The following is a 24,036-nucleotide window of genomic DNA, read 5'->3' on the forward strand; positions in this document are numbered from 1 at the left end:
CGGAAAGGGGCGCCCTGACCCATACTTGCGCCATGGACGACACTGCTGCCAAGGAGCGCACTGGGCGAAGACCGGACCGGATCCTGCTGAGCCTGGTGGGCGTTGTGGTTGTCCTGGTGGTGGTGGCACTGGCGGTGGTCTTCACCCGCGGCGAGCCTGCACCCTTGGATGGGGCAAGCCCCGCCGGAGTGGTCCAGCGGTACAGCAAGGCAGTGATCGACGGCGACAGCACCACGGCCCAGTCCTACCTCACAGACGCTGCCAAGAGCCGGTGCCGCGGCACCTATTCCGGCGAGCCGGCCCCCGCCCGCGTTGTCCTGATTTCGACGACGGAACGCACCGATTCGGCCACCGTGAAGGTTTCGATTGTCCGATCGTCCCAGGGCGGACCGTTCGGTCCTTCCGAGTACGAGATGGAGGACTCCTTCGGGCTGCTGAAAGTGAACGGAACATGGAAGATTGACCAGCCGCCGTACCCCCTGATGGCCTGCACCGACATCCCGGTGAAGCAATGACGGCCCCGGCAGCCCCGGTGGCCGCCGCTCCCTCCAGCGGCCTGGCAACCCTCCGCCGATTCATCATGTACGTCCTGCTTTTTGCACTGGTGGTCATCGCAGCCTCGGGGCTCCAGGGCCTGCTGGAACGGCTCTTCCGGACGGCATCCACCTTGGTGTCCGGTGATGTCGCAGGATTGGCCCTGTCCCTTGCCTTCACCCTGATCGGTGGCCCGCTCGCGCTGCTGCTGTGGTGGTTCGCGTGGAGGCGCCTGAACGACGAATCCGAACGCAGGGCGCCCGGGTGGGGCCTCTACCTGACCGGGATGTACGCGGTCTCGTTGATCATCAGCACCACGTCGCTGCTGAACCTTGCCACTTCCTTCATTGACACGCAGGAGAGCCAGTGGCCTTCCCCGCTGGCCAACGGCATCGTGTGGTCGGCCATCTGGTGGTGGCACCGGTGGATGTGGAGGCACCCCCGGAAACCGTCATCGCATCTCGAAGACGTGCGGGCCGTCGTCGGCTCCGTGTTTGGACTCCTCCTTGGTGCCGGCGCCGCCATTGCAGCGCTGGGCAGCCTGCTGGACGTGGCGATCCGCGGTTTCGCGGCAGCGGCTTCCTTTGAGTCGTGGTGGTTCCCCGTCCTGAGGTCCGTGGTGTGGGCGGCCGGCGGGGCGGCCCTGTGGTGGTGGCACTGGTTCCGGGAGGGCGGCCGGCGCTTCCAGACAGGGCTGGTGGACGTCACCATCATTGCCGTGGGCATCTTCGTCGCCGGCATCACGGCCCTGGGTGGCCTGGGCGTCATCCTGTTTGTCCTCTTGCGGCTGGCGTTTGACCGGAGCGATCCCTTGAACGACCTGCTCGAGCCGCTGGCTCCTGCCCTCGCGTCCGCCGGCATCGGGGCGCTGGTCTGGCGCTACCACCGCACCGCGTCCGTAACCCGTTCCACCCGGACGCGCCGCGCCAGCCTCCTGGTGACGTCCGCCGTGGCGCTTGCCGCGGCGGCATCCGGCATCGGCGTCGTGGTCAACGCACTCCTTGCCACAGCCGTGTCTCCGCTGGCCGGCGGTGCCACCCGCACGCTGCTCCTGGGCGGCTTGAGTTCCCTGGTGGTGGGAGCACCTGTCTGGTGGCTGGCATGGAAACCGAGGCACCAGCCACGGTCCGCCGCAGACATTCCGCCCGGCCGGCGGGTCTATTTGGTGGCGTTCTTCGGCGTCAGTGCCGTGGTGGCCCTCATTACGCTGCTGGTGATTGGCTACCGGCTTTTCGAATTCCTGCTGGGCGACGTCACCGGCGGAGCGCTCCTGGACCGCATCCGCGCACCCCTGGGCCTCCTGGTGGCAGCCGGGCTCGTGGCGGGCTACCACTTCGCGCTGTGGCGCCATGACCGGGTCCTGTTCGCCGCCGCGGCACCCGTGCACAAGCACATGATCGAGCGGATCACCCTGGTCAGCGGCTATCCGCCCAGTTCCATGGATCCCCAGGCATTGGCGCGCGGCATCGCTGATGCCACGGGAGGTGCCAAGGTGGCCACCTGGCTGATGGCGGACGACGGCGGCGCGGGAGTTCCGCCGTCGACCGTCCTTGCTCCGGGGGCAGAGGAGGCCGTACGGCTGGTGGCGGCAGCTTTGGAAGGCGTCACGGCCCAGCATGTCCTGGTGGTTGCCGGGCCGGACGACCGGCTGGAAGTGATCCCGCTCGCGGCCGTCGGCGGCGCTCCCGTCCTTGGCAGCCCTGCGACTGGCCGGGTCCTCCGGCCCTGATGTGCGGCGAGGCAGACGCCCGGCGATAGTGGAAGGGAGGCCGGCGATGGCTTCATGGGGACGCGCGACGCGTAGCAGCGTTGCAGCGGCAAGGAGGAGCGGGGGCCGGGCAGGTGCCCTCGCGGCAGTCCTGCTCGCATTGGCGGGGTGTTCGCCTGCTGGCACGCCGCCGGCCAGCAGCCCGCCAAGCAGCCCGGCGCCTGCGCCTCCGGCCAACAGTTCCCAGCCGGCTGCAACAGCTACCGCAACAGAGTCACCGTCCGGGCCTTTCTCTGACGCTGAGCTTGCAGCGATCATCAACGGCGTGGGACGGTCGCGCAACCTGCCGTATCCTACGGCCCAGGACTCAACCCGCCTGCGCTCGGGTGCGGCAAGCGGGTCCCTCCCGCAAACCCGGACGGAAACCACCCCGGGTGACTGCGCTGCCCTGCTTCCCCAGGACCCGTTCACCCGCTGGGCCGACAAGAACATCAACTTCGCCGAGGGCATCATGCCGCCGGCCGGCGCGGAATCAGGACCTACGACCACCATCTGGGTCATCCTCCGGAGCGCGGAAAGGGAGTCCATTGCAAAGGCCGATTTTGGTTATACGGACGACCTATTGGCCCGCTGCGGGCAGTTCGACCTGGCCGCTACGGAGGCGGGCAGGACCTCCACCTATGCCCTCCAGTTGCTGGCTGCTCCCCCCATCGCCGACAAGCAGCATGCATTCATGCAGGTCACCAAGCCAAAGGGGCAGGGAGACTTCGGCATGGCCGGATTGCGTGTCCTGGACGGCACCCTGTCCATCACGCTGACGCTCTCTGTTGCCACCCTGAACTCTGAAGCCGACGCCAAACCGGCCCTGGACTCGATGGCGGAACTGGCGAAGGAGCTCATCAGCGAAGCGGGCAAGCCCCAAGCACCAGCGGCACCAAGCGCTCCAAACTCAATGTCGCCTGAACAGATGGTGGCGCTGTTCAAGGGCATGACCGCCCCCGGCGGGGAAACGGTGAGCCTGCCGCAGGCGGGGATCATTGGGCCTCCCCAAGGCTCCACGCCCACAGTCCCGACGCCACCGGCCGACTCCCCCTGCACCTTCGATGACCAGGCGTACACCGCGGCCCTGGCTGGTTCTGTCGTCGGGCAGGGGCAGATCCAGGGGGCCGCCAAGATGGACTACACCGAGCTCACCGTCGTCAACATGCCTTCGACAATGCAGTCGCCCTACCCGTTCGACGCCAGGGCGGAACGGCTTCCGAAATGTTCCTCTGTGCAGGAAATCCTGTTCGAGGGCACGAGCCGGACGTGGTCCCCTGTTGCCGCATTGGCCACCGCGATCACCGCTGATTCGAGCTACGCCGTGGCGTACCAGCTCAGCGACGGCACAGGCCAATGGCACGTGCGGTGCGGGGCGCGCAGGGGAACGCTGTCCATCGAAGCTGGCAGCGGCACGGCCTCCCAAGCCGAGGCACAGGCCAAGGCCGGAGAACTGGCATCCTTTTTCAACGCTGTCTTCTCACGCGCAGGAAAGTAAATGTGCCGCCGGTCCACCCCTGCGGACACCCTTCCTCAAGATTTGCGCAGTTTATCCGGCTGCTGGATTAACTCTCTTCCCTTGGCATTCAGCGGTGCCTAGTGTGGGCACACACGCGTTACTAGGGGGATAAGTGAACAGCTCAGTTGAAGGTCTTCAAGACGCCACCGACCGGGATCCGCAGCAGGTCCCGGCGGCGGATTCACTGGACGTACAGCAGCGGGTTGTGGAATGGACGTCGGACTGCCTTCTGACCCTCCGCAGTCCCGTCCGCTTCACCCGCGCAGACTGGCCCTAGATGTAATTCCCAGGGACGTTGTGAACAGCGTGGCGTGATGTAAAGGGCGAGGGCCTCCGGTATCGATTTGGGTTACCACACTCATCTCGACGCCAGGAGGCCCTCGTGTCCTACGTTACCCACGCCAACGCCGACCTCACACCTAAGGCCAGGGGTAAGCTCGCCCGCTTAGTCATCGAGCAGGGCTGGACGTTGCGCCGAGCTGCAGAGCGTTTCCAGTGCTCGCCCGCCACCGCAAAGAAATGGGTGGACCGGTACGTCGCCCGGGGTGAGGACGGCATGGCTGACGCGTCCTCCCGCCCGCGGCGGAGCCCGAACCGCACACCCATACGCACCGAACGGCGGATCCTCGCGCTGCGTTTCACCCGGCAGTGGGGACCGCACCGGATTGCGGCCCACCTGGGCGTGGCCCGCTCGACCGTAGGCAAGGTCCTGGCCCGATACCGGATGCCCCGGCTGGCCTGCCTGGACCAAGGCACCGGGCTGCCCGTCCGGAAGCCTGCACCGCAGCGCTACGAACACAACAACGCCGGAGACCTGGTCCACGTGGACATCAAGAAACTCGGGCGCATCCCCGATGGCGGCGGGCACCGCGCCCTGGGCCGGGCGCTGGGCCGTAGGAACCGAAGGGCCGGTACCGGGTACGCGTACCTGCACCACGCCGTCGATGACCACTCACGGCTCGCGTACTCGGAAATCCTCGGCGACGAAAAGAAGGAAACCGCCGCCGCTTTCTGGGTCCGCGCGGCGGCGTTCTTCGCCGCGCACGGCATCACCGTCAAAGCCGTACTGACCGATAACGGATCCTGCTACCGCTCCCGGGCCTTCGCAGCAGCCCTGGGCCCACACCTCAAGCATCGGCGGACCCGCCCCTACCGGCCGCAGACCAACGGCAAGGTAGAACGCTTCAACCGCACTCTCGCTACGGAATGGGCCTACGCCCGGCCCTACACTTCAGAAGCCGAACGCGCCGCCACCTACGACCAGTGGCTCCACCACTACAATCACCACAGAACCCATACCGGCATCGGAGGCAAAACCCCCATCAGCCGCGTTCACAACCTCAGTGGGAATTACACCTAGAGCCGGCCGGCCTCCCGGGCGCCCTGCTAGCTGGACGCGTCCCGTTCGATTTCTTCGGCCAGGTCGTCCACTTCTTCGGGGCGGGCGTCGATGCCCGCGTCCTCGAACCGCTCCGCCAGGACATGCGCTACGTCGTCCTGGACCTGGCCAAGCTGGATGTCATGGCGGACATCCTCCGCAATGCTCTCGGGTGTCTCGGCGTGCCCGGGCCCGGCTACAATCCCGTCGTTGCCGTCGAAGGGATCGTTGGCGCCGCCCGCTCCGGAATCAGTCATACTCCTGGGTTACCCTTCCGGTGCCGCTGGTAAACGCCCGGCCTCGAGGGGCCTGCCTGCCGGGCCTCAGCCCAGGAAGGTGCGGTGTACTTCGCTGCCGTAGCGGCCAATGATGGCCCGTTTGGCGTTTCGGAAGGCGGCGAGGTCGCCGGCCTGGCCATGCTGTTCCACGCGGCGCCGTGCCAGTTCGTCCGAGATCACGTCCAGGAAGAGTTCGGCGAGCAGGAGCCGGGCGGAGTCGCGGAACCGCCCCCGGCCGTCGACATAGAGCTGGACGGTGGGAGCCGCGGTGTTGATGATGACCTTCCGCTCATCCTCGGAGTAGACGGCGCGGTCCGTAGTGTTGTGGAGGTTCCTAAAGTCGTAGCCGGTAAAGAGGTCCACGCCGTGGTCCCGGCTCGGGCGGTGGGCTTCCCGGCGCATGGCCGGCAAAGCTCCGGCGGCACCATGGTGCGACGGCTGGTCTGCGGTACGGCGCGAGGCGTGGTCGGCGATGACCACCTCGCAGAGCGCCCAGTAGTCCCCCGCCCGGGCGGTAATCTGTCCCTGGTCACCGGCCTGCTCCCCCACCGCAGTCCATTCGAGCCGGAGGGTCTCCGCGAGTGCGCCGACAGGAACAGGTGCAGGCAGCGGGTCCAACCGGATCGAGGCCGGAAGATCCAGGTCAAACTCCAGCATGTCCCCCTGGGGCAGCTGGTGCGGATCCAGCAGCAGGGCAACGTGGAATGGATGCACGGGTGGCCGGTAGTAGAACGGTGTCGTAAACCGCAGTGCCGCCGGCGATGGTGCCTCCGGTGGCTGTACGCCGTTCCCGTTGCGGCCCACAGATGCTGTTTCCAGGCCCAGGTCCCGGACTGCGGCCTCGCTCATATGCTGCAGCAGGTGCTCGATCATCTCGGCCGTCCGCCCCGAGGTGGTGGCACGTTCCAAACGGGTAAGTTTTTCCTTCTCCGCCTGTACGGGCGCCGCGATCATCCGGCTTACCGCGCGGGAGAACGCCGCAACGAACGGGTCTTTGGTATTCAGGCCCTCCCGCTCGTCGCTGATGATGGCTACGCCCCTGCCCAGCATGTCCGTCAGCGCAGGGCACCGGACCATGCCAAAGAGGTATTCGGTGCCCACCTGGTTCTCGAACTCGAACATCTGGCAGTCGAGCACGGCCATGCCCGACTCCACCACCAGGCCGGCGGTGCGCTCGTCGCCCTTCAACGTCAGCTCGACGCCCTCGGCCCGCTTCAGCGTGATGGTAAATGCATACTCGGTTCCGTCGACGCTGAAACTGCCGGGTGCATCCGGGCCCACGAGTGTTGTGGCCGGAGGTTCCCGGAAGCGGATGCTGTCGCTGCCGTAATCCCCGTTTCCGGGGTGTCCGTGCAGCAGTTCCACGGTGCGCCGGTCCAGGACGTCCCGCAGGTAGATGTTGTCCGCGAGGAGTTGAAGCAGGGTTGCCTGCTGGGTGATGGTGGCATGCGGGTTGTCGACGACGATGGTGACCTTGGTGCCGTTGCCGCCCCCAGGGATGCCGAGCCGGGCGTAGTCCGCGGGGAACGCCTGCCGGTCAGCGCCGTCGTCGTCATACAGGTAGCCGCCATTGCTGCCGCGGAAGATATCGATTCGGGTGAAGCGCCCGGCGTGGATGGTTTCGATCCAGCCGTGGCCCAGGCCGAAGATGGCTTGCTTGAGCCCGCGGCCGAAGTATCCGCGGCCTGCGCCCTCGCCGCGCGCCAGCGGGCTGTGGGCGCCGCCGTAGCTGAGGATGCGGCCGGCTTGCCCGAAGGACATGCCCTCTGCCTGGTCACTGACCGTCAGCACCGCTCCGGAGTGGTGCCGCTGGTAACCGACCAGGATCCTGCCGGTTACGTTGCCGCCCGCTTCTTCCACCCGCGCGTAACTGTCATCGCTGTTGGTGATGAGCTCCACGAGCGCCTTCTCAACGGAGGCGAAGCGCCGGGAATCGATCCCGATCACGCGCTGGTCCACCTGGATCTGGGCAACCGTCATGGATGCTTCCTTCGCTCACAACCGAAGCTGATGGCCGGACCAAAGGGAACGGCGGGCCGGGTACGTGGAGCGTAGCAGGAGGCAGGCAGGTCAGGACACCCCGGCAAGGATCCCCTCAATGCGGGCCAGCAGGCCGGGCCAGCCGTTGCCCATGCCTTCGATGGCGTGGCGTCCCATAGGGGTGTCGAGCTGGAAGCCGGCGTGCTCGAAGTGGAGGATGGTGCCACCGTCCACGGGCTCAAGGCGCCAGGTGATGGTGGTGTCCAGCTGGCCTTCGGAAAAGAGGAAGCTGATGGACGCGCCGGGGTCAACGGTGAGGACTTCGCACTGCTGCTGGCCCCAGGCGTCCATGTCCATGGTGAAACGGTGGCCCACCACGGGGGCAATGTTGCCCGGGGCCCACCAGCGGGCCAGGAGTTCCGGCGTGGTCAGCGCGGCCCACACGGCCGCGGCGGGATGCGGGTAATGGCGTTCAAGCCTGATGGCATTTTCAGTCATTTGGGATTCTCCTCGTCCAGAAGGTCTGCCAGCGCGTCCAACCGCTGGTTCCAGTAGTGCTCGAAGTGCTTCACCCAGCCTCCGATCTCGGCGAGGCCGGCAGGCTGCAGGTGGTAGACCCTGTTCCGCCCCTGCCGTTCCTCGTGGACCAGCCCTGCGCCCCGGAGCACGGCCAGGTGTTCGGATGCGGCCGGACGGCTGAGGTCCAGCAGGCCGGTCAGTTCGCCGGCCGTCCTGGGCCCCTGGCGCAGTTCGTCCAGGATGACGCGCCGCGCAGGGTTGGACACGGCGGCGAAGACATCGGGAAGCACGGCTTCATTATATGTCGGAAATTTCCGACGCATAGCGTCCGGGAAAGCAAGAAGTGCGGCATCTTCCTCTTATCACATCGGGGCTACGCTGGGCCGAAAGAGGCGTACGCTGTAATTGCATGCAAATGCATGAACTTAATCAACGGACCGAAGGAGAATGCCCCATGAAGGCATGGCAGTTCACCGGCACCAACAACCCCCTTACGCTGAACGAAGTGGCTGAACCCAGTGCAGGTCCGGGCCAGGTGGTGGTCAGCGTCAAGGCCGCCGGGGTGTGCCACTCCGACGTCACCGCCATCGACGACGCCGGCTGGATGCCGCTGTTCCCCGAACTCCCGCGCACCATGGGTCACGAAAATGCGGGCGTCATCACCGAGGTGGGCGCCGGCATGGAGCACTGGAAGGTTGGCGACCGGGTTGGCCTTTCCCCCGTCATGAAGGACGGCGACGCGTTGGGATATGGCAAATGGGACGGCGGCTTCGGACCAAAACTCCTCGCCACCGACGACAACCTGGTGAAGCTGCCGGACGAGGTCTCGTTCGAGCTGGGCGCGATGGCCACCGACGCCGGGCTCACCGCGTACCACGCAATCATGGCTGTGGGCGGCGCCAAGGCGGGCATGAAGGTTGGCGTGATTGGCCTGGGCGGCCTGGGCTACATCGGCGCCCGCGTGGCAGCACTGTCAGGTGCGGAGGTCTATGGCGCCGAGGTGAACCCCGAGACGCAAAAGCTCGCCGATGAGATCGGCCTCGCCGGAGTGGCCGACTCCATTACCGCGTTCAAGGACAAGAACCTGGACCTCATCGTGGACTACGCCGGGTTCGGCACCACCACGTCCGCGGCGCTTGAAACCCTCGCCCAGTTCGGCACGCTGGTCCAGGTGGGCATGGGGCGCCTCGAAGCGACCATCAACACCTACCCGCTGATCATCAACCAGCTGTCCATAAAGGGCTCCAAGTCGGGCACCAAGGAAGACCTGGAGAACCTGTATGCCCTGATGAAGTCCGGCGAGTTGAACCCGCCGATGAACCTCATCAAGCAGGCGGATATCCCCGGCGCCATCGACAAGCTGCGCAAGGGCGGCGTGGTGGGCCGCTTCATCGCGGTCTACGAGGACTAAATCAGCCACGCACTTTGCTGAGCGGACGACGGCGGGCATGTCCCGTCGTCGTCCGCTTGCTTTTTTGACGGCTGCTTCGGCGTGCCCGCGGTTCATCCATTAGGCTCGCTTTTGGTCCGCTGTGGGCCTTGACCCGGCTGCGCCGGACTTATTGGGGGGGACATATCCATGGTGGGAACCGGCTGTACATCAGAGACGCCGTCCAGTCGCTTGGCGTGGCCGCACGCCACGGTAATGGTTCTGCTGCTGGCCGGGTTGGCGGGATGCACCTATTCCGATCACCCGGCAGTGCCGGCGGCCGCCGTCCAGTCCTCCACCCCCGCCCCTACAGTGTCCTCCACCGCGAAGCCCGCCCTCAGCGGGGAGACCGTGCGGGACTCGTTTGGCAACGTGGACTTCTACACCACGGCGGCGGGCGACACGCTGGCAGCAGTAGCCAAGGCAAACAAGCTTTCCGAGGCGAAGGTGGCCGGGTTCAACGGACTCCAGCCCGGAGCCGTCATCCCTGCGGGCACGAAGCTCCGGCTGCTGCCGTCCGGTCCAACGCGGGGCGCAATGGGCGCTGCCACGGGCGGCGTAGACGGCATCCCAATGGATTACACAGTGGAACCCGACGACAGCCTGGCCGGCATCACCTACCGGTTCAACCTGACCGAGGAGCAGTTGGCGGAAGCGAATAAGGTTCCGTTCGCCTACGAAAAGGGGAACGTCTTCTTCATCCAGGCCGGAAGGGCCATCCGCCTGCAAAAAAACCCGGTGGACAGCCGCTCGGGGTCCGGCACAGAGGTCAACAACTCGTTCGGCCAGACGGTCTTCTACACCACGGTGGACGGCGACTCGTTCGACAGCCTTGGCTACAAGTTCCGCTCAACCACCGCACAGATCCTGCTGTACAACCCGTCCTTGGTGGCGGACCAGCCCATTCCTGCCGGTACGAAGGTTCGCCTGATTCCGGGCGAGCTGAAGATCGAAGGTGCCCAGGGAACCTTCACCACCGACGCCAACGGCATCCCGCTGACCTACACCACGGCGCCGGGCGACATCGAGCGGCAAGTTGCCTTCCGCTTCGGCGTCGACCAGCTGCGCTCGGCCAACCGTCCGAGCACGGGCACGGCCGGGGCTTGGTATGACTTCGCCGACCTGCCCAGCGGCGAATTGTTACCGGGCCAGACCATCAGCCTGGCGCTCGACAAGCCCATCAACAAACCCAGTCCCTGACCTCCGACGCTGGTCCGGGCAGCGCCTTACCTCCGGCTTCTTCCTTCACTGCCGGCGGGACGGGGCCGCCGGCCCAGCCTGTAGCCGGCCCAGAAGGCGAGCACCAGCAGCCCGGCCACCATGACCGCCAACCCGACCTGGGTGCCCTGGGTGATGAAGGCCGCCCCGTTGGCAGTGAAAGGCTGGTTGCTGAGCGGCGCGTACGCGAACCATCCGGTGAAGTCGCGGTTCAGGTAGGCGATCAGGACACCTGCCAGTACGGCAACTAAGCCCAGCAAAGGCACTGCGGCGGCCGGAACGGCGCGACTGGATGGTTCATTTTCTTTAGATGTGTTGTCTTCCCCCATGCCGGCGAGTCTAGCCCGACACCGCCGGGCCGCAGGCCACCTACCCGGCCCGGCACTTCGGGTTTAGGCTAGGCGGATGTTGACCATTGGCACCATTGTCCTCGGCGTCAACGACGTCGCCGCCGCTACCAAGTTCTGGAACGATGCCCTCGGCTATGTTCCCCGGGAGGCCGGTGACGATACGTGGGTGACCCTGGTGCCGTCGTCGGGCCCTGGCGCGGAACTGTCCCTCATGCTCAGCGAAACCCCGGTGCAGGACCACCCGCGGATCCACCTGGACCTGTACGCGGAGGACCAGTCCGCGGAGGTGGAGCGGCTGGTCTCGCTCGGCGCCCGGCGCGTGGACTGGGACTCGTACCCGGAGGATCCGGACTTCGTGGTGCTGGAGGATCCGGACGGAAACCTGTTCTGCGTCATCGACAAAAGCCCCCGGTAGGACCGCCCGGGACGGAACCGCCGCGCGTACCGCCGCGGCGGAGGCAGCTCCTGCGTCAGGCGGACGACGGCGGGTGCGCACCCGCCGTCGTCCGCTCGCGTGTCGCAGCAGCAACGCCACCGCGGATCCCGGCGCGGCTGGCACACTGAGCCAATGAACAAGGCACCCGAACCCGCGCGCCGGCCTGGCATCCGTGCAGCGATGTTTGTCGATTTCGACAATGTTTTTACCGGCCTCCAGGCCCTGGACCCGGCCGCGGCGAGGCGGTTTGCCGAGGATCCCAAGCAGTGGGCCGATGCCCTGTCCGATGGCGGAGCCGCTGACGACTCGCGGAGGTTCCTGATCCGCAACTGCTACTTGAACCCCATGGTGTACTCCAAGTACCGCCCCTACTGGACGCGGGCCGGGTTTCGCGTGATCGACTGCCCGTCGCTGACGCAGCGCGGAAAGAGCAGCACGGACATCAACCTGGTGCTCGATGCAATGGATGCGCTTTCCGGAAGCGTGGCCATCGAGGAGTTCTTCATCGCCTCGGCCGACGCCGATTTCACCTCGCTGATCCAGCGGTTCCGCGCAGCTGACCGGATGACCACTGTCATCGCCGCCGGCGCCGTTGCCTTCGCTTACCGGGAAATGGCGGACCACGTGGTGGAGTCGCACGACTTCGTCGCCATTCTCAACGGCACCACCGCCGAACCCATCCATGCCGCGGCTTCGGCGAAGCAACCGCCCGGCCCCGCAACGGCAAAGTCGAAGCCGAAAACTGGTTCGCCCGCGGTGGCTGAGGTGCTGAAGTTTGTCCGGTCCGCGTCCGGCCCGGTGAAAGGAGCCTTGGTGGCGCACCGGGCCCTCAGTGCGGAGCCGTCGTTGAAGACGGACTGGGCTGGCCTTGGCCGGTTCGGAGCATGGGTGGCCCAGATCGGCAAGGACATCGAGTACTCACCGGCCAAGGGCGGCTGGGTATGGGACGCCAAGCGGTTTTCCGCTGAGGACCTTCCCGCCCCCGCCGAAGTTCAGCCCGGCGTCGAGGAGCGGGTTACCCGGGTGACGGATGTGCCGGCCTTGTCATCGGCCCAGTTTCGGCAGATCTTCACCTCCATGGAGGCCCGGCTCAGGGAACAGCAGCTTAACCGGAATGAGCTGGCCCGGCAGGTGCGGGACGACTGTGTCAGTGCCGGGGAACCGGTCTCCCGCAATGCTGTGAACTTTGTGCTCCAGGGCTTGGCGTACGCCGATTTCCAGCTGCGGGACGATGCCACCGCGGCCGAGATCGCTGCCGCGTGGACGGCCAATGTGGAGGAACTTTGCCGGGTGGCGCTGCTGGAGTTCGATGCTTCAGAAAAGCTGGCGGTCCGCCGGTGGGCGAGCGGCGGATTGCTGGAAAAGTGAGCACAGTGGACGACGGCGGCTGCTCATCCGCCGCCGTCCACTCCCCCCAACAATGTGGCCCGGCACGCACCGTTGAGCGCCGGGTAGGCTACGCTGCGAGCGGCAGGTCGAACAGCTGCTCGGCAAGCCTGATGAGGTGGCGTGGAGCGTCACACTCGCCGTCCAGCCTGTCGCGCCCCAGGAACAGGGCAGTGCCCTGGATGGTCCCGTCGAGGTCGATGCCGGCCTCGCGGATGAGCACTTCGGCGCGCGGATTCATGGTCGGGCTGTTGGCTTGGCTGTCCAAATAGACGTGCCAATCAGTGCCGGCGAGGACACCGATGCCGCCTGACGCGATTTTCTGGAAGGCCGTCTCGTCAAGGTCGATCGGCCGGATATGCACCGGCTGGGTAAGCCGGGTGGGAACGACGAGGGCGTTGTGGGAGGTCATCATGGTGGTGTCCTTTGGCTGATCCCCCGGCTTCGGGCGCGGTAAGGCTTGCCGGGTGGTGCGGGCGGCCGCGGGCTAGGAGTCCCGGGCGGCCGCCCGCTGGCATGGTCAGCGCTGGTTTTTGCGCGGTTTTACAAAACTGAGCTCGCTGTTTTCGCTTTTAGCTCTTTTCTCGACACGTTTCTCCAGGATTGACTTGCCGGCCTTTTTCGCGGCGCCGCTTTTGGGGGATTTTCCGGACATCGGAATCACGCCTTTCTTTGCTTTGCGTTACCGGCTACCATACCTACTTTTATTTTTTTATCCAGTCCTGCGGTGGCGCATCGGGAGGCGGCTTGATGCCGCCAGCGCAGCACGGAATGGGCGCGGCCGGTTCACTGGCGTATTTCTGCAAATCTTTTTGTGCCGCGAGGATTTTTCCTATCTTTGTTTTATCCCGCAATAACCGCCGGAAACTCAGCCGCCGCAGAGAAAACGAACTTTAATTCGCATATTTCACTACTGCCAGAATTTAGTTAGTTCCGCGGCGATGGCTTTGCCCTGGTTGTATCCGGCCTGAGCCGCGGCCGGCCGGAGTGAGAAGTCCATGGCGTTGGCGCCGAACATGTGCTCGGCCGTGCTGTCCGGGGAGATCACTTCGACTCTGCTGCCATGTGCATGGAGCTCCTCCACCTGTGCGGCGAGCTGCATGCCCCACTCAAGAGGCATCCGCGTCCTGCCGCCAAAGGGTGACAGGACCAGGACCCTGCCACACCCTGCGGCCAGGTCGGCGTTCTCATTTCGCCGGTAGCCGCCGTCGATGTAGCTCCTGTCCCCAACCCGGTAGGCGGAGCTGCTGGAACAACTGGCGGCGACCGCGTCAACCAGGTCGATGCCGCCGGACCGCTCGAACACTTCCGGTTCGCCGGTATTGGCATCCACGGCTGTGATCAGCAGTTCATGCTCCGGCCATTCCTGTGTCGTCAGTCGGGCCGCAACGGTGGCCCGCCACCGCCCGGAATGGTCATAGTCCGCCGCCAGGTCGATGGCGGCGGCGCCCATCTTCCGGCGCATGTCCGCCGCGGTTGCGGAACCGGCGATGATCCTGCCGGTCCGCTCCAGATGGTTGGGGACCGGACTGCCGGCTGACGGAGTTCCGGCGGGCTTCGGCCGCTGCGGAAGCGGTGCGTCCATGACGGCGGCATAGAGCTCCGCCGGACTGGCGCCCGCGATCTGCGCAGCGGCCGTGGATCCGGCCGATGTTCCGACGACCCGGTCGGCCGCCGTTACGTCCAGCCCGGCGTCTGCGAGGCCGGCGAGAACGCCGATCAGCCACGCGTTTCCTGTGGAGCCGCCGCCACCGAGGACCAGGGCGCGCCCGGAAGGAACCGACGGAACGGCGTCCGGGACGGGAGAAGGTGTTGTGTTCATGGGAGTCGCCTTTCGCGAATTTGCCTGTGCGGCGCTCCCGGTGGGCGGCTGGGTCAGCCGCGGATCGTGGACTGCGGGGGAGCACCCATTACGGATATAGCGTTCATGGGTCTCACCTCCTGGAGTCGGTTCACGATCAGGGGAATTTTGGCACACGGGTGCTGATGTGCGCAACGGGTAAGTTTGTAGCGATGATTTCGATTGACCGGGCAGCCCCGCGCGTGATGATGTCCGCCTGCTCCTGGACGAACACCTCGCGGACATGTTCGCCACTTCGCCGGCCGAGAGCGTCCATGCACTGGACCACTTGGCGCTGTCCGCCCCGTCCATCACGTTTTGGACGGCCCGCGAGAACGGCCACCTTTTGGGGTGCGGCGCGCTCAAGCTGCTGGACTCCCCCGCCAGTCCGGGAAGGCATGGCGAGATCAAGTCCATGCGCACCGCAGCAACGGCCCGGGGCCGGGGCGTGGCCACCCTCATGCTGGGGCATATTCTTGATGACGCCCGTGCGCGGAACCTCGGGAGCGTTTATCTGGAGACCGGAACCGAGGACTACTTTGCGCCCGCGCGCCGGCTGTACGCCCGGCACGGGTTCATGGAGTGCCCGCCGTTTGCCGACTACGTGCTGGACCCCAACAGCGTCTTCATGGTGCTCCGCCTCTAGCTCCACCATAAGGAAGGCGGACGACGGCGGGTGGGCGCCCGCCGTCGACCGGGACGTTCGGCTCTGGGGCCCTTCCCGGGGGCCTGAAAGACTGGCCGCAACAGTCTGCACGCAGAGCGCAAGGAACATCATCATGGCCGATCATTTCCGTCCCGCCAAGCAGGTCATTCGGCCGTGAAGTTTCTCGATAATCCGCCGCGGTTCCTGTTTTTCACCGGCAAGGGCGGGGTGGGCAAGACCTCGGTGGCCTGCGCCGCCTCACTCTCCCTGGCCAGGGAGGGCCGGAAGGTACTGCTGGTCAGCACGGACCCCGCCTCGAATATCGGCCAGGTCTTCGGCATGGCCATTGGAAATACCATCACCGCCATTCCTCAAGTGCCGGGCCTCTTTGCACTGGAGATTGACCCGGAACAGGCGGCCGACGCATACCGGGAGCGGATCCTGGCCCCTGTCCGGGGAGTGCTGCCCGAGCAGGAGCTGGCCGGCATCGCGGAGAGCCTGTCCGGTTCCTGCACCACAGAGGTGGCGTCCTTCGATGAGTTCACCAGCCTGCTTGGAGACGACACCTCATTTGCGCAGTACCACCACATCGTCTTTGATACCGCGCCTACCGGCCACACCATCCGCCTGTTGCAGCTTCCCGGGTCATGGACCGATTTCCTCGCTACCGGCGCGGGCGAACCGTCCTGCCTGGGACCGCTGTCCGGACTGGACAAGCACAAAGAGGTGTATGCAAAGGCGGTCCAGGCGCTCGCGGATCCCCTGCGCACCCGGCTTGTCCTGGTGACCCGTGCGCAGCAGTCGTCACTGAAAGAGGTTGAACGGACTTACGTGGAGCTCCAACGGATTGGAATCTCCGGCGGGTACCTGGTGGTTAACGGCGTCTTTCCCCAAGCCGGCGGTGAGGAGGAGCTCGCAAAGGCCGTTCGTGCCCGGGAAGCGGCGGCCCTGGCGGCGATTCCCGAGTCAGTCGCTGGTCTCCCCCGCGACATACTGGACCTGAAACCCGCCAACATGGTTGGTGTGGCAGCGCTGGAATCCCTGTTCAGGACCGCTCCCGAGGCTGTGGAGCACCCGGCGTCGGTCCCGGAGATCGAGGATGCTCCACTAGCTGCCTTGGTGGACGGCATCGAGCGCGACGGCCACGGGCTGGTGATGTGCATGGGCAAGGGCGGCGTGGGAAAGACCACGGTCGCCGCTGCAATCGCGGTCTCCCTGGCCAAAAGGGGACATGCCGTCCACCTCACCACCACCGATCCGGCAGCGCACCTGGTCGAGACACTCCATGGGTCTGTTGCGGGGCTGAAAGTGTCCCGGATTGACCCAATAGCGGCCATCGATGAGTACCGGGCCCACGTGATGGAAACCAAGGGCCGGAACATGGATGCTGAAGGACGCGCAGCTTTGGCTGAGGATCTGATGTCTCCCTGTACCGATGAGGTGGCGGTGTTCCGGCAGTTTTCCCGGGTGGTCCAGGAATCCCGGCGGAACTTCGTGGTGATGGACACTGCCCCTACCGGCCACACACTGCTGCTCCTGGACGCCACCGGCTCCTACCATCGGGAGATATTCCGCCAGGTGGGAGACTCCGTCGGATTCGTGACGCCGCTCATGCGTCTGCAGGACCCGCTGACGACGAAAGTCATTCTGGTTACTTTGGCTGAGACGACGCCTGTGCTGGAGGCCAAGGAGCTAAAGAATGATCTGGAACGGGCCGGAATTGAGCCGTGGGCCTGGGTCATCAACAACTCGATCGCGGCTGCCCACCCCCACACGGCTTTGCTTCAGGCCCGCGCCGCACACGAAATCGAACAGATCGCCGAGGTGCGGTCCTTGGCGCAAAGGATTGCCCTGATTCCCCTGCTGCCCGAAGAGCCGGTGGGGGAAACGAAGCTGACCTCGCTGACCGCTTTCAGCCGCGAGCGGGTGTAGGGAAACCCTATGCGGACGACGGCGGGTGGGTGCCCGCCGTCGTCCGCTTCCTCTGGGCTGCTACTGGCTGAAGGGGACCTTTTCCCAGCTCAGCACGTCGGCGCCTTTGGCGCTGTTGCCGGCCACGGTGAAGCGGACGTAGTCCACGGCGTTGTTCGCGCCGTCCACGGTGATCCGCTGCAGGTTGTCTGCGGCCGGTGAGCCGTAGATGCCCAGCCAGGGTGAGCCCGCGGCGAGGGGCTGGTTCTCGGTGAAGACGTGGCTGTCGCCGTTGACCAGGTAGACCGGGGCGTCGAAGTTGTTGGTTTCCTCGACCATGGCCTGGACGATCCCGCGGAAGCCGGAGACGGTTGCCGGGTTTGCGGTGGCGTCGGCCAGCAGCGACGGGTCGAACATGTCGGCCTGCTGCATGAGCACCACGGCGCGGTCGTTGCTGCGCCTGGCGTCGGCGAAGGTCTGGTGGATCTGGGCGATCACGGCGTCCGTGCGGTGTTCCACCTCGGCGAGCTGCTCCGGCGTGGGTTCAGTCTTGCCCAGCCCGGTCCACGGCAGGAGGGAGTTGTTGCTGCCCTGGACGTTCAGGACGGAGAAGGCCACCCGGTTCTTCTCGAAGCGGACGTCCTCCGGGAGGCCCAGGTTCTCCTGCGACTTCACCGGCATGGTGGTGCCCAGGGTCTTGCCGGGCTGGTTGAAGAAGACTTCCCGGATCTTGTCCAGGCGCTCTAGGGGGTTGTAGGCCCCGTTGTTGGTGCGGTGGCAGTCCACCCACTCGTTGTCGCCGGGCGTGTAGACCAGTGGGTGGGTGAAGGTGTCGAACTGGGTGCGGATGTAGGAGAAGTACTGGTCCGAGCAAACGGAGGAACCGTTCTTGATATCGCCCACGTGTGCTACAAACTTCAGTTCCCTGTCCGCGTTGAGATCCTGGATGCGGGACGGGAACTTGGCGATCTCGGCGGCGCCATAGGGGATGTCGCCGATGGCGGCGAAGGTGAAGGCCTGGTTGCTGTCCGTGGTGTTGTCCGCGGCCTGGGCGGGAGCTGCTGCTCCGGCCAGGGTGGCAAGAACGGCCAGAGTGGCAAGGGCGGATTTCACGTACACGGTCTACTCCTTGAACGGGGATGTTCCGCCCGGCTCATTGGGAGAGGCTGGACAGAGGGTGCCCGGCAAGAATGCTTGACCAGGGATAACGGTGGTGGGCTTCACGATGGCCGCACGGTGAACGCGCAGGGACAGGACGCTTCGCGGGTGCCGGGTGCCTGGTTTTCTGGGCGCGAGGTGTCTGGGTGCCTGCCGTTATGCTGGGGAATCAGCTTTCTGTGGGGGGAGATATGAAACCCGGCATCACTTCTGCCGCGTACGCGGCCACGGTCCTTTTCCTGGCAGCGTGTTCTGCCCAGGAACCCGCTCAATCGCCGTCCGAAAGTCCGGATCCGGTCATCCAACAGGAGATCACCACCAAGCTGATCATCTCCGCTGGGGGCACCAAAGCGGTCACGGTGGATGATGCATCTGCCACGCCCCAAGTGGAAGCCAAAGTGGTGGGAAAGGTGTCCCGTGACGGTGCTGGTTGCGTCACGGTCCTGGCGGATGACGGCGACGACTGGACCCTGCTCTTTCCTGCGGGCACCACCTTCCGCGGCGAAGCCGTGGTCCTGCCCGGCGGCACGTCACTGGCCCAGGGTGATCCGGTGGCCCTTGATGGAAACCGGGTGCCTGCCAATGAAGGCGTGAGCATGTGCCTGAACTACGCCAGGCTCCTCTCGGTCGAAACAGCAGCGGTAGGTGCAGGCGGCTGACGTGGTGCGGGCGCGCCTGCATCGGTGCGCTCGGCTGACGCTTGCTACAAGGCAGCGAGATAGTCCACTGCCGATGCCTCCAGCACGCTGGTCTCTCCGGGCAGGCAGCCCGGCGGCCAGTGGGTCGGTTCCCGGTCGGGTTGTTCGGCCTTGTATTTGCGACCGCTGGGCGATGTCCACGCCGGTGGCTCATTCCTGGAAGCGGCACCCGGACTCCACCCGGTCCGATGCTTGAGCCGGTGGTGCTTTGGGCACAGCTGTCCCAGATTGCCGATTCCGGTGGTGCCTCCGCGCTCCCAGGCCCTGAGATGGTCCGCCTCATTGTCTGGGCTGGGGTTGCTGCACCCCGGGAAGGTGCATTTGCCATCCCGCAACCTCAACCACCGCTTTAGCGCCTCCGTGAGCCGGTAGTTCGTGCGGCCAAGTTCCAGCGGGGCTCCGTCGCGGGGGTCCACCAACACTCGGTAGAACGAGCCGGCACCTTCCGTGACGAGTCTGCGTGCCATGGACGCAGGGATGGGCCCATAGTTGTCCAGGTCTGCTGGCTCGTCCGTGACGCCAAGGAGGGAAAGGATTGGTACCGTGACCAGCACATCGGCTTTGAGGGACGGCCCGGGTCCGGCGAGGTCCGCGGTACCACCGAGCAGCAATTTGGCGGCCACGTCTGCCCTGAGCTGGGTGAGGGTCCTTGGCTCGTCCGGTCCCTGCAGCCCACGGGCCAGGGCGGACGTCTTGTTCCACACCGCACAGGCCGTGTCTGCAGCCAGATAGAGCGAAACCCAAGCCATTCCTTCCCGGTCCGGCGAGTACTCCATCCGCCGGTCCGCCCAGGACTTCACGTGCCTGCTTTCGAGGGACTCGGGGTGGTGGCGTTCCCGCCAGGCACGCACTTTCCGACGGAAACGGCCCGGGACCAGCTCCCCGGCAGATGCACCCCGGGCCGCGTTAGACGCCTCCGGGTCCAGGAAGTGGGCTTCCAATGCCGCTGTAGCTGCAGAGTCCAGGCCATTGGCTTCGTCAACCATGATCTGGGCATGCCGCCAGGAAACGGCGCCAGCCTCCATGGCGTTGAGCGTAGCCGGAAGAGACGTGGTTAGCGCATGGGCGTCTTGCAACAGCGCGGATGCGGCCCCCTCGCCGATGGTGAGCGTGCAGGCGACTTCGGCGACGACACTCATGTCCCGCGCCGATGATCCATGGGTATTTTCCGCCGGCGCTTCCATGGCGGCGGCGGCCTCCGAATATTCTGCGAGCAGCCGGACTTTCACCGCTGCAGTAGCAGCTTCGACGCGGGCCACGATGCCCAGGCCGTTTAGGCAGGACTCGGAAAGTTCGTGCAGCGGGTCGTAACCATCCGTGCGGCCGGCACCGTCCCAAGGGTCCGAAGATAGGTTCAAGGCTCCCGCCAACTGGTCCACGAACCCGGTCAGGGATGCGACGGCACCGGCGATTCCGGCCGTGCCTTTCGCATCCACAACCGCTCCGGTTCCCATAACCAAAGACTGTCACGGGGGTCTGACATTCTTAGTTCGGCGCCTTCGACGGCACGGTCCAATGCAGCGCCACATCGTCGGCCGGAGCAGCCCCTGCCATTGGGCGGCTGGGGCGGAGCGGACGACGGCGGGTGGAAACCCGGCGTCGTCCGCCCTGGTTGGGTGGGGGTGTGCATAGCTGCTGCAAGAACTTTGCGGCAGCTGTAAGGAACGTGATGTCACGGCTGTTCGGGGATCCAAAATGGTGCCGGCACCCCTGCGCCGGTGAGGTTGTCACAGCGAACCAGTTGGGTTCCTATCCTGGTCAGCGCGCAATTCTCGAAACTGGGCCCGTCGTACGGGACGAGCGTGTCGCTGCCGGTGTCTGCATTGGCAGCGGGGGCGGCCAGCGCGAGAAGAAGCAGGGGAAGGATGACTACCAAGCGGTGTAATGAGTTGACGGACCCGGACATGGCCTGTCCTTTCGGAAAGCAGTTTGTTTGGACACGTCCACTTTCCGTCTGGCAGCACCCCATCCACATCCGGCGGTCACCCTTAAAAACAGGCGGGGTAGCCTCAGATCTGTACCGGTGGGGTTCGGCGGTGGCAAGCTGGATTTGTGGCGAATGCGCGGAGCGCCGGCGATTCTGAACTGGTGGGACGGGAAGCCGACCTTTCCGAACTGACCGGCATCATCAACAGCGTTTGCTCCGGAACAGCGAGGACGTACATCGTCACCGGCGACGCCGGCATCGGCAAGACAGCGCTTGTCACACGAGCCATCGCGTCAGTCCCGCGGAACGTCCTCGTCCTGAGCGGGGGTGCGCTCCCCCTGTCATCCATGGACGTGCCGTTCCTCGCACTGCGGTCTGCGTTCCGCGCGGCGGAAGCCGGCACCATCGGACCAGTCCCCCCGCCACCGGTGCTCTCGGGTGACTCCCGCCCCGATGTACTCGTCCAGATAGACGAGTGGCTGACAGCGCTGTGCCGGCTGTCGCCAGTGATCCTGACGATCGATGACCTCCACTGGGCTGACCAAAGTACCCTCGATGTCCTCATGTACCTAGTGGCGGGACCCAGCGACAGGGCCCTCGGCGTCATAGGCACCGTGCGGACCGACGGAGGTACCTTCCATCGCTGGATGACCGACGTCCGGCGCATGCCGCGGGTGGATATACATCGGCTCGAACCCTTGGATCGCCCCGACACCGAAGCGCAGCTCGCAGGCCTTCTGGAATCTCCTCCCTACCAGTCGCTCGTCACTGATGTCTTCGCCCGTTCGGCCGGGAACCCCTACCTCAACCGTCTCCTCGTTGCCGGGCTCACGGCAGAATCACGGCGTCTTCCCGCCGGCTTTCCGCCCGACCTGAAATCCGCGGTACTGCGATCCTGGCAGGGCTTGTCGTCCGGAGCCCGTGAGTTGACCCAGATCATGGCGCTCGGGGGACGGCCGGCCAGCAGTACGGAACTGCTCGACGTCGCTGGGTCCGCCATAGGACCCGCCGGTGTCCTGCCGCTCCTTCAGTCAGCTGTGGAGGAAGGCCTCCTGGACGTGACCCAGGACGGTAAGTATTGGTTCCACCATCCCATCATTGCCGAAGCACTGGAACAGGGACTGGATGCGGGCGAGCGGCGGCGATGGCATGCGGCGTTCGCTGCCGCCCATTACCAAAGGCTGGGCACCGGGCCCCCACCGCCCGCGGACAATGCCGTGGCTCTCGCCGATCACTACTCCGCGGCTGATCGGCCTGGGGAGGCCCTCCGGTGGGCGATCGCCGCAGCGGACATGGCAGCGGCACAAGGCGCCTTTGGGGATGCGATCCGGCTCCTGCGGCGGGCGATCCGGCTGCAGCCAGCCGTTCCGGACTTTGGGGAATGGCCACGGGATCTCTGGGACAAGCTCCGGACCGCAGCCGGGGAAGCGGGCGCACTGGCACTTGAACTCGAAGCAACGGAAGAATTACTGGCACACGTGGACCCGGTGAGGGAGCCGCTGCAAGCCTCCGAACTTTTGGTGCGCCGGATGCACCTTCAGTTCTCTACCGGGCAGGCCTTCCTTCCCATGGCGGACATCCAGGAGGCTGTCCGCCTGTCCGCCGCAGCACCGGAGAGCCGGCAACATGCAATGGCGCTGGCCGAATTCGCGCACGCGAGCATGTGGCACGGCGAGCCAGGCGCGGATGCTGCGGCGGCACAATCGCTCGCCCTGGCGCGGGAGGCGGGCGATCACCGGGCGTTGGCCTATGCCCTGACTGCGGCCGCAATTGCTGAGCTCGCCGCAGATCGGTTTGAGGCAGCCCGGAACCTGGCAGCCGAAGGCGCGCGCGAGGCGCTCCGGGCACGCGATTTTTGGGCATTCGTCCATGCGACGTACTGGACAGGCAATGCGCAGGGCCCCTGGACCAGCGAGGAATACGCAGACCTTCTGGGGTGCGCCAGGCAGGAGCTGGTACAGCAGGGAGCCCCGCACTCGTATACGGCAAAAATTGCGGCAACCGAGGCGGCCAGCTACTTGGCCATCGGCGCGTGGCCGAAATGCCGGGCGGCGCTGAGGATAGCCGTGGGACTCGATCCCGGCCCGATGGGGGATGTGGATGCCAGGCTGACGGCCGCCCGGCTGGCCCATTTACAAGGGCGCCATGATGAGGCTGCGATCTATCTTGAGCGCGCAGAGGAGTTGTACAAGGACAACTCGGGCTACCTCAACCTCACGTTTGATGCGGTCCGCGCCGAAGTCCATGTGGCAGCCGGACGTTCGCGGCTTGCCTTCTCGGCAGCCATGACCGGCGCCACCAGCCCCGGCCCACCTCCCACGATGTGCGAATGGCTGCTGCCCATCGCCGCCCGTGCCCTGGCGGACCAGGTCCGGCAGGAAAGGGACCACGGCCTCACCGGTTCCGAACTCCTGGAAGAAGCCACCCAGCTCCAGGAAAGGTTCCCGGAGATACTCCATGAACGGATGGGGCACTCGGAATTGTACAAACGCCAAGTAGCGGCCTTCAATGCCCTGTACGCTGCCGAGCTCGGGCGGGCGAGGAACGATGCGGGCAATGCAGCGCAATGGGGAGCTACCGCCGACGCGCTCAGGGACGCGTCGTTGCCATGGGAGGAGGCCTACGCCTGCAGGAGGGCTGTGGAGGCCCTGCTGCTGCACGGGCACCACCGCGGGCCACGTGCAGCTGAATTCCTTCACCGGGGTCTCGCGCTGGCGGCCCAACTCGAAGCGGCACCGGTCCAGGCGGCCCTGGAGCTCCTGGCCGCCCAGGCGCGGATCCCTTTGACGCCCGTCAAGCCCACATCCCTGTCCCTTCCCGCGCGGCTTCCAGGGCTTACACCACGGGAACTGGACATCCTGAACCACATCGTGGCCGGCCGGACCTATGGCGAAATTGCCAGGGCCCTGATAATCAGCGAGAAGACGGTGAGCTCCCACGTCTCGAACCTGTTGCGGAAGACAGGTGCTGCCAACCGGGTGGACCTTGCGCGGCTGGCTGCAACGGACGCCCCGGCAGCCGGACTAGCGGGCGGATCGCGAGAATTGCGCAATCCTAAATCCGTCGGTCCCTAACATCCGGC

At 65.8% G+C, this 24,036-nt stretch carries 22 protein-coding genes and 1 pseudogene; 13 read left to right on the forward strand and 10 right to left on the reverse strand.

Going from position 1 to position 24,036, the window contains the following annotated elements; all coding sequences use genetic code 11:
- The first annotated feature begins 32 nt into the window (after positions 1-32).
- From ACZ9J7_RS04450 to ACZ9J7_RS04470, 5 genes are all read left to right on the forward strand, one after another.
- Complete coding sequence (locus ACZ9J7_RS04450; RefSeq protein WP_476207355.1) at positions 33-515, forward strand: LpqB family beta-propeller domain-containing protein; 483 nt, start codon at positions 33-35, stop codon at positions 513-515.
- On the forward strand, positions 512-2,263 hold the full coding sequence (locus ACZ9J7_RS04455; protein ID WP_476207357.1) for a DUF5671 domain-containing protein: 1,752 nt from the start codon (positions 512-514) through the stop codon (positions 2,261-2,263). The genes ACZ9J7_RS04450 and ACZ9J7_RS04455 overlap by 4 nt, the downstream gene beginning before the upstream one ends.
- A 304-nt stretch (positions 2,264-2,567) precedes the next feature.
- Positions 2,568-3,779: a hypothetical protein gene (locus ACZ9J7_RS04460; RefSeq protein WP_476207359.1), complete on the forward strand. Its 1,212-nt coding sequence runs from the start codon at positions 2,568-2,570 to the stop codon at positions 3,777-3,779.
- A 133-nt stretch (positions 3,780-3,912) separates the two neighbouring features.
- Positions 3,913-4,077: a hypothetical protein gene (locus ACZ9J7_RS04465; RefSeq protein WP_476207361.1), complete on the forward strand. Its 165-nt coding sequence runs from the start codon at positions 3,913-3,915 to the stop codon at positions 4,075-4,077.
- A gap of 105 nt (positions 4,078-4,182) precedes the next feature.
- Entirely contained in the window at positions 4,183-5,160 is a 978-nt protein-coding gene (locus ACZ9J7_RS04470) for an IS481 family transposase (protein WP_476207363.1), read from the forward strand.
- Positions 5,161-5,186: 26 nt separating this feature from the next.
- On the opposite strand, the gene ACZ9J7_RS04475 is transcribed toward ACZ9J7_RS04470, so the two are convergent.
- The 4 genes from ACZ9J7_RS04475 to ACZ9J7_RS04490 all read right to left on the reverse strand — a co-directional run bounded on the left by ACZ9J7_RS04475 (position 5,187) and on the right by ACZ9J7_RS04490 (position 8,245).
- Positions 5,187-5,435, reverse strand: a complete 249-nt coding sequence (locus tag ACZ9J7_RS04475) for a hypothetical protein (protein ID WP_476207364.1) — start codon at positions 5,433-5,435, stop codon at positions 5,187-5,189.
- 66 nt (positions 5,436-5,501) lie between these two features.
- Positions 5,502-7,436 (reverse strand): ATP-binding protein, encoded by a 1,935-nt coding sequence (locus ACZ9J7_RS04480; protein ID WP_476207366.1) that lies wholly within the window; start codon positions 7,434-7,436, stop codon positions 5,502-5,504.
- A 90-nt stretch (positions 7,437-7,526) separates the two neighbouring features.
- Complete coding sequence (locus ACZ9J7_RS04485; RefSeq protein ID WP_476207368.1) at positions 7,527-7,934, reverse strand: SRPBCC family protein; 408 nt, start codon at positions 7,932-7,934, stop codon at positions 7,527-7,529.
- Entirely contained in the window at positions 7,931-8,245 is a 315-nt protein-coding gene (locus ACZ9J7_RS04490) for an ArsR/SmtB family transcription factor (RefSeq protein ID WP_476207370.1), read from the reverse strand. The genes ACZ9J7_RS04485 and ACZ9J7_RS04490 overlap by 4 nt, the downstream gene beginning before the upstream one ends.
- A 164-nt stretch (positions 8,246-8,409) precedes the next feature.
- Here ACZ9J7_RS04490 and ACZ9J7_RS04495 point away from each other — a divergent pair, with 164 nt between their 5' ends.
- Both ACZ9J7_RS04495 and ACZ9J7_RS04500 read left to right on the forward strand, forming a co-directional pair.
- Entirely contained in the window at positions 8,410-9,366 is a 957-nt protein-coding gene (locus ACZ9J7_RS04495; protein WP_476207372.1) for a zinc-binding dehydrogenase, read from the forward strand.
- Positions 9,367-9,600: 234 nt separating this feature from the next.
- Positions 9,601-10,584, forward strand: a complete 984-nt coding sequence (locus tag ACZ9J7_RS04500; protein WP_476207374.1) for a LysM peptidoglycan-binding domain-containing protein — start codon at positions 9,601-9,603, stop codon at positions 10,582-10,584.
- 26 nt (positions 10,585-10,610) lie between these two features.
- Here the strand turns inward: ACZ9J7_RS04500 and ACZ9J7_RS04505 are convergent, their stop codons facing one another.
- Entirely contained in the window at positions 10,611-10,931 is a 321-nt protein-coding gene (locus ACZ9J7_RS04505) for a hypothetical protein (RefSeq protein WP_476207375.1), read from the reverse strand.
- 76 nt (positions 10,932-11,007) lie between these two features.
- On the opposite strand from ACZ9J7_RS04505, the gene ACZ9J7_RS04510 reads away from it, so the two are divergent.
- Both ACZ9J7_RS04510 and ACZ9J7_RS04515 read left to right on the forward strand, forming a co-directional pair.
- Positions 11,008-11,367 (forward strand): VOC family protein, encoded by a 360-nt coding sequence (locus tag ACZ9J7_RS04510; protein WP_476207377.1) that lies wholly within the window; start codon positions 11,008-11,010, stop codon positions 11,365-11,367.
- Between the two features lie 153 nt (positions 11,368-11,520).
- Positions 11,521-12,756, forward strand: a complete 1,236-nt coding sequence (locus tag ACZ9J7_RS04515; RefSeq protein ID WP_476207379.1) for an NYN domain-containing protein — start codon at positions 11,521-11,523, stop codon at positions 12,754-12,756.
- 88 nt (positions 12,757-12,844) lie between these two features.
- On the opposite strand, the gene ACZ9J7_RS04520 is transcribed toward ACZ9J7_RS04515, so the two are convergent.
- The 3 genes from ACZ9J7_RS04520 to ACZ9J7_RS04530 form a co-directional block, all read right to left on the reverse strand.
- Complete coding sequence (locus ACZ9J7_RS04520; RefSeq protein ID WP_476207381.1) at positions 12,845-13,189, reverse strand: hypothetical protein; 345 nt, start codon at positions 13,187-13,189, stop codon at positions 12,845-12,847.
- A gap of 105 nt (positions 13,190-13,294) precedes the next feature.
- Positions 13,295-13,429 carry a hypothetical protein gene (locus ACZ9J7_RS04525; RefSeq protein WP_476207383.1) on the reverse strand — a complete coding sequence of 45 codons (135 nt, stop codon included), beginning with the start codon at positions 13,427-13,429 and terminating at the stop codon, positions 13,295-13,297.
- A gap of 255 nt (positions 13,430-13,684) precedes the next feature.
- Positions 13,685-14,596, reverse strand: a complete 912-nt coding sequence (locus ACZ9J7_RS04530; protein WP_476207385.1) for a patatin-like phospholipase family protein — start codon at positions 14,594-14,596, stop codon at positions 13,685-13,687.
- 191 nt (positions 14,597-14,787) lie between these two features.
- On the opposite strand from ACZ9J7_RS04530, the pseudogene ACZ9J7_RS04535 reads away from it, so the two are divergent.
- Together ACZ9J7_RS04535 and arsA are read left to right on the forward strand one after the other, a co-directional pair.
- A pseudogene (locus ACZ9J7_RS04535) lies at positions 14,788-15,260 on the forward strand (GNAT family N-acetyltransferase).
- Positions 15,261-15,434: 174 nt separating this feature from the next.
- Entirely contained in the window at positions 15,435-17,192 is a 1,758-nt protein-coding gene (arsA, locus tag ACZ9J7_RS04540; RefSeq protein ID WP_476207387.1) for an arsenical pump-driving ATPase, read from the forward strand.
- Between the two features lie 60 nt (positions 17,193-17,252).
- Here the strand turns inward: arsA and ACZ9J7_RS04545 are convergent, their stop codons facing one another.
- Positions 17,253-18,290: a hypothetical protein gene (locus ACZ9J7_RS04545; protein WP_476207388.1), complete on the reverse strand. Its 1,038-nt coding sequence runs from the start codon at positions 18,288-18,290 to the stop codon at positions 17,253-17,255.
- A gap of 230 nt (positions 18,291-18,520) precedes the next feature.
- Between ACZ9J7_RS04545 and ACZ9J7_RS04550 the strand changes: the two genes are divergently transcribed.
- Positions 18,521-18,988 carry a hypothetical protein gene (locus ACZ9J7_RS04550; protein ID WP_476207389.1) on the forward strand — a complete coding sequence of 156 codons (468 nt, stop codon included), beginning with the start codon at positions 18,521-18,523 and terminating at the stop codon, positions 18,986-18,988.
- A 44-nt stretch (positions 18,989-19,032) separates the two neighbouring features.
- Here the strand turns inward: ACZ9J7_RS04550 and ACZ9J7_RS04555 are convergent, their stop codons facing one another.
- Positions 19,033-20,481 (reverse strand): HNH endonuclease signature motif containing protein, encoded by a 1,449-nt coding sequence (locus ACZ9J7_RS04555; protein WP_476207391.1) that lies wholly within the window; start codon positions 20,479-20,481, stop codon positions 19,033-19,035.
- Between the two features lie 598 nt (positions 20,482-21,079).
- Between ACZ9J7_RS04555 and ACZ9J7_RS04560 the strand changes: the two genes are divergently transcribed.
- Entirely contained in the window at positions 21,080-24,028 is a 2,949-nt protein-coding gene (locus ACZ9J7_RS04560) for a helix-turn-helix transcriptional regulator (RefSeq protein WP_476207392.1), read from the forward strand.
- Positions 24,029-24,036: the final 8 nt, after the last annotated feature.

The sequence above is a fragment of the Pseudarthrobacter sp. TE9888 genome, from assembly GCF_056279345.1.

Bases quoted from the DNA above. Each gene is read 5' to 3' on its own strand.
- ACZ9J7_RS04450 (WP_476207355.1), top strand. From the start codon at position 33: ATGGACGACACTGCTGCCAAGGAGCGCACTGGGCGAAGACCGGACCGG.
- ACZ9J7_RS04455 (WP_476207357.1), top strand. From the start codon at position 512: ATGACGGCCCCGGCAGCCCCGGTGGCCGCCGCTCCCTCCAGCGGCCTG.
- ACZ9J7_RS04475 (WP_476207364.1), bottom strand. From the start codon at position 5,435: ATGACTGATTCCGGAGCGGGCGGCGCCAACGATCCCTTCGACGGCAAC.
- ACZ9J7_RS04480 (WP_476207366.1), bottom strand. From the start codon at position 7,436: ATGACGGTTGCCCAGATCCAGGTGGACCAGCGCGTGATCGGGATCGAT.
- ACZ9J7_RS04485 (WP_476207368.1), bottom strand. From the start codon at position 7,934: ATGACTGAAAATGCCATCAGGCTTGAACGCCATTACCCGCATCCCGCC.
- ACZ9J7_RS04495 (WP_476207372.1), top strand. From the start codon at position 8,410: ATGAAGGCATGGCAGTTCACCGGCACCAACAACCCCCTTACGCTGAAC.
- ACZ9J7_RS04500 (WP_476207374.1), top strand. From the start codon at position 9,601: ATGGTTCTGCTGCTGGCCGGGTTGGCGGGATGCACCTATTCCGATCAC.
- ACZ9J7_RS04505 (WP_476207375.1), bottom strand. From the start codon at position 10,931: ATGGGGGAAGACAACACATCTAAAGAAAATGAACCATCCAGTCGCGCC.
- ACZ9J7_RS04510 (WP_476207377.1), top strand. From the start codon at position 11,008: ATGTTGACCATTGGCACCATTGTCCTCGGCGTCAACGACGTCGCCGCC.
- ACZ9J7_RS04515 (WP_476207379.1), top strand. From the start codon at position 11,521: ATGAACAAGGCACCCGAACCCGCGCGCCGGCCTGGCATCCGTGCAGCG.
- ACZ9J7_RS04520 (WP_476207381.1), bottom strand. From the start codon at position 13,189: ATGATGACCTCCCACAACGCCCTCGTCGTTCCCACCCGGCTTACCCAG.
- ACZ9J7_RS04525 (WP_476207383.1), bottom strand. From the start codon at position 13,429: ATGTCCGGAAAATCCCCCAAAAGCGGCGCCGCGAAAAAGGCCGGCAAG.
- ACZ9J7_RS04530 (WP_476207385.1), bottom strand. From the start codon at position 14,596: ATGAACACAACACCTTCTCCCGTCCCGGACGCCGTTCCGTCGGTTCCT.
- ACZ9J7_RS04550 (WP_476207389.1), top strand. From the start codon at position 18,521: ATGAAACCCGGCATCACTTCTGCCGCGTACGCGGCCACGGTCCTTTTC.
- ACZ9J7_RS04555 (WP_476207391.1), bottom strand. From the start codon at position 20,481: ATGGGAACCGGAGCGGTTGTGGATGCGAAAGGCACGGCCGGAATCGCC.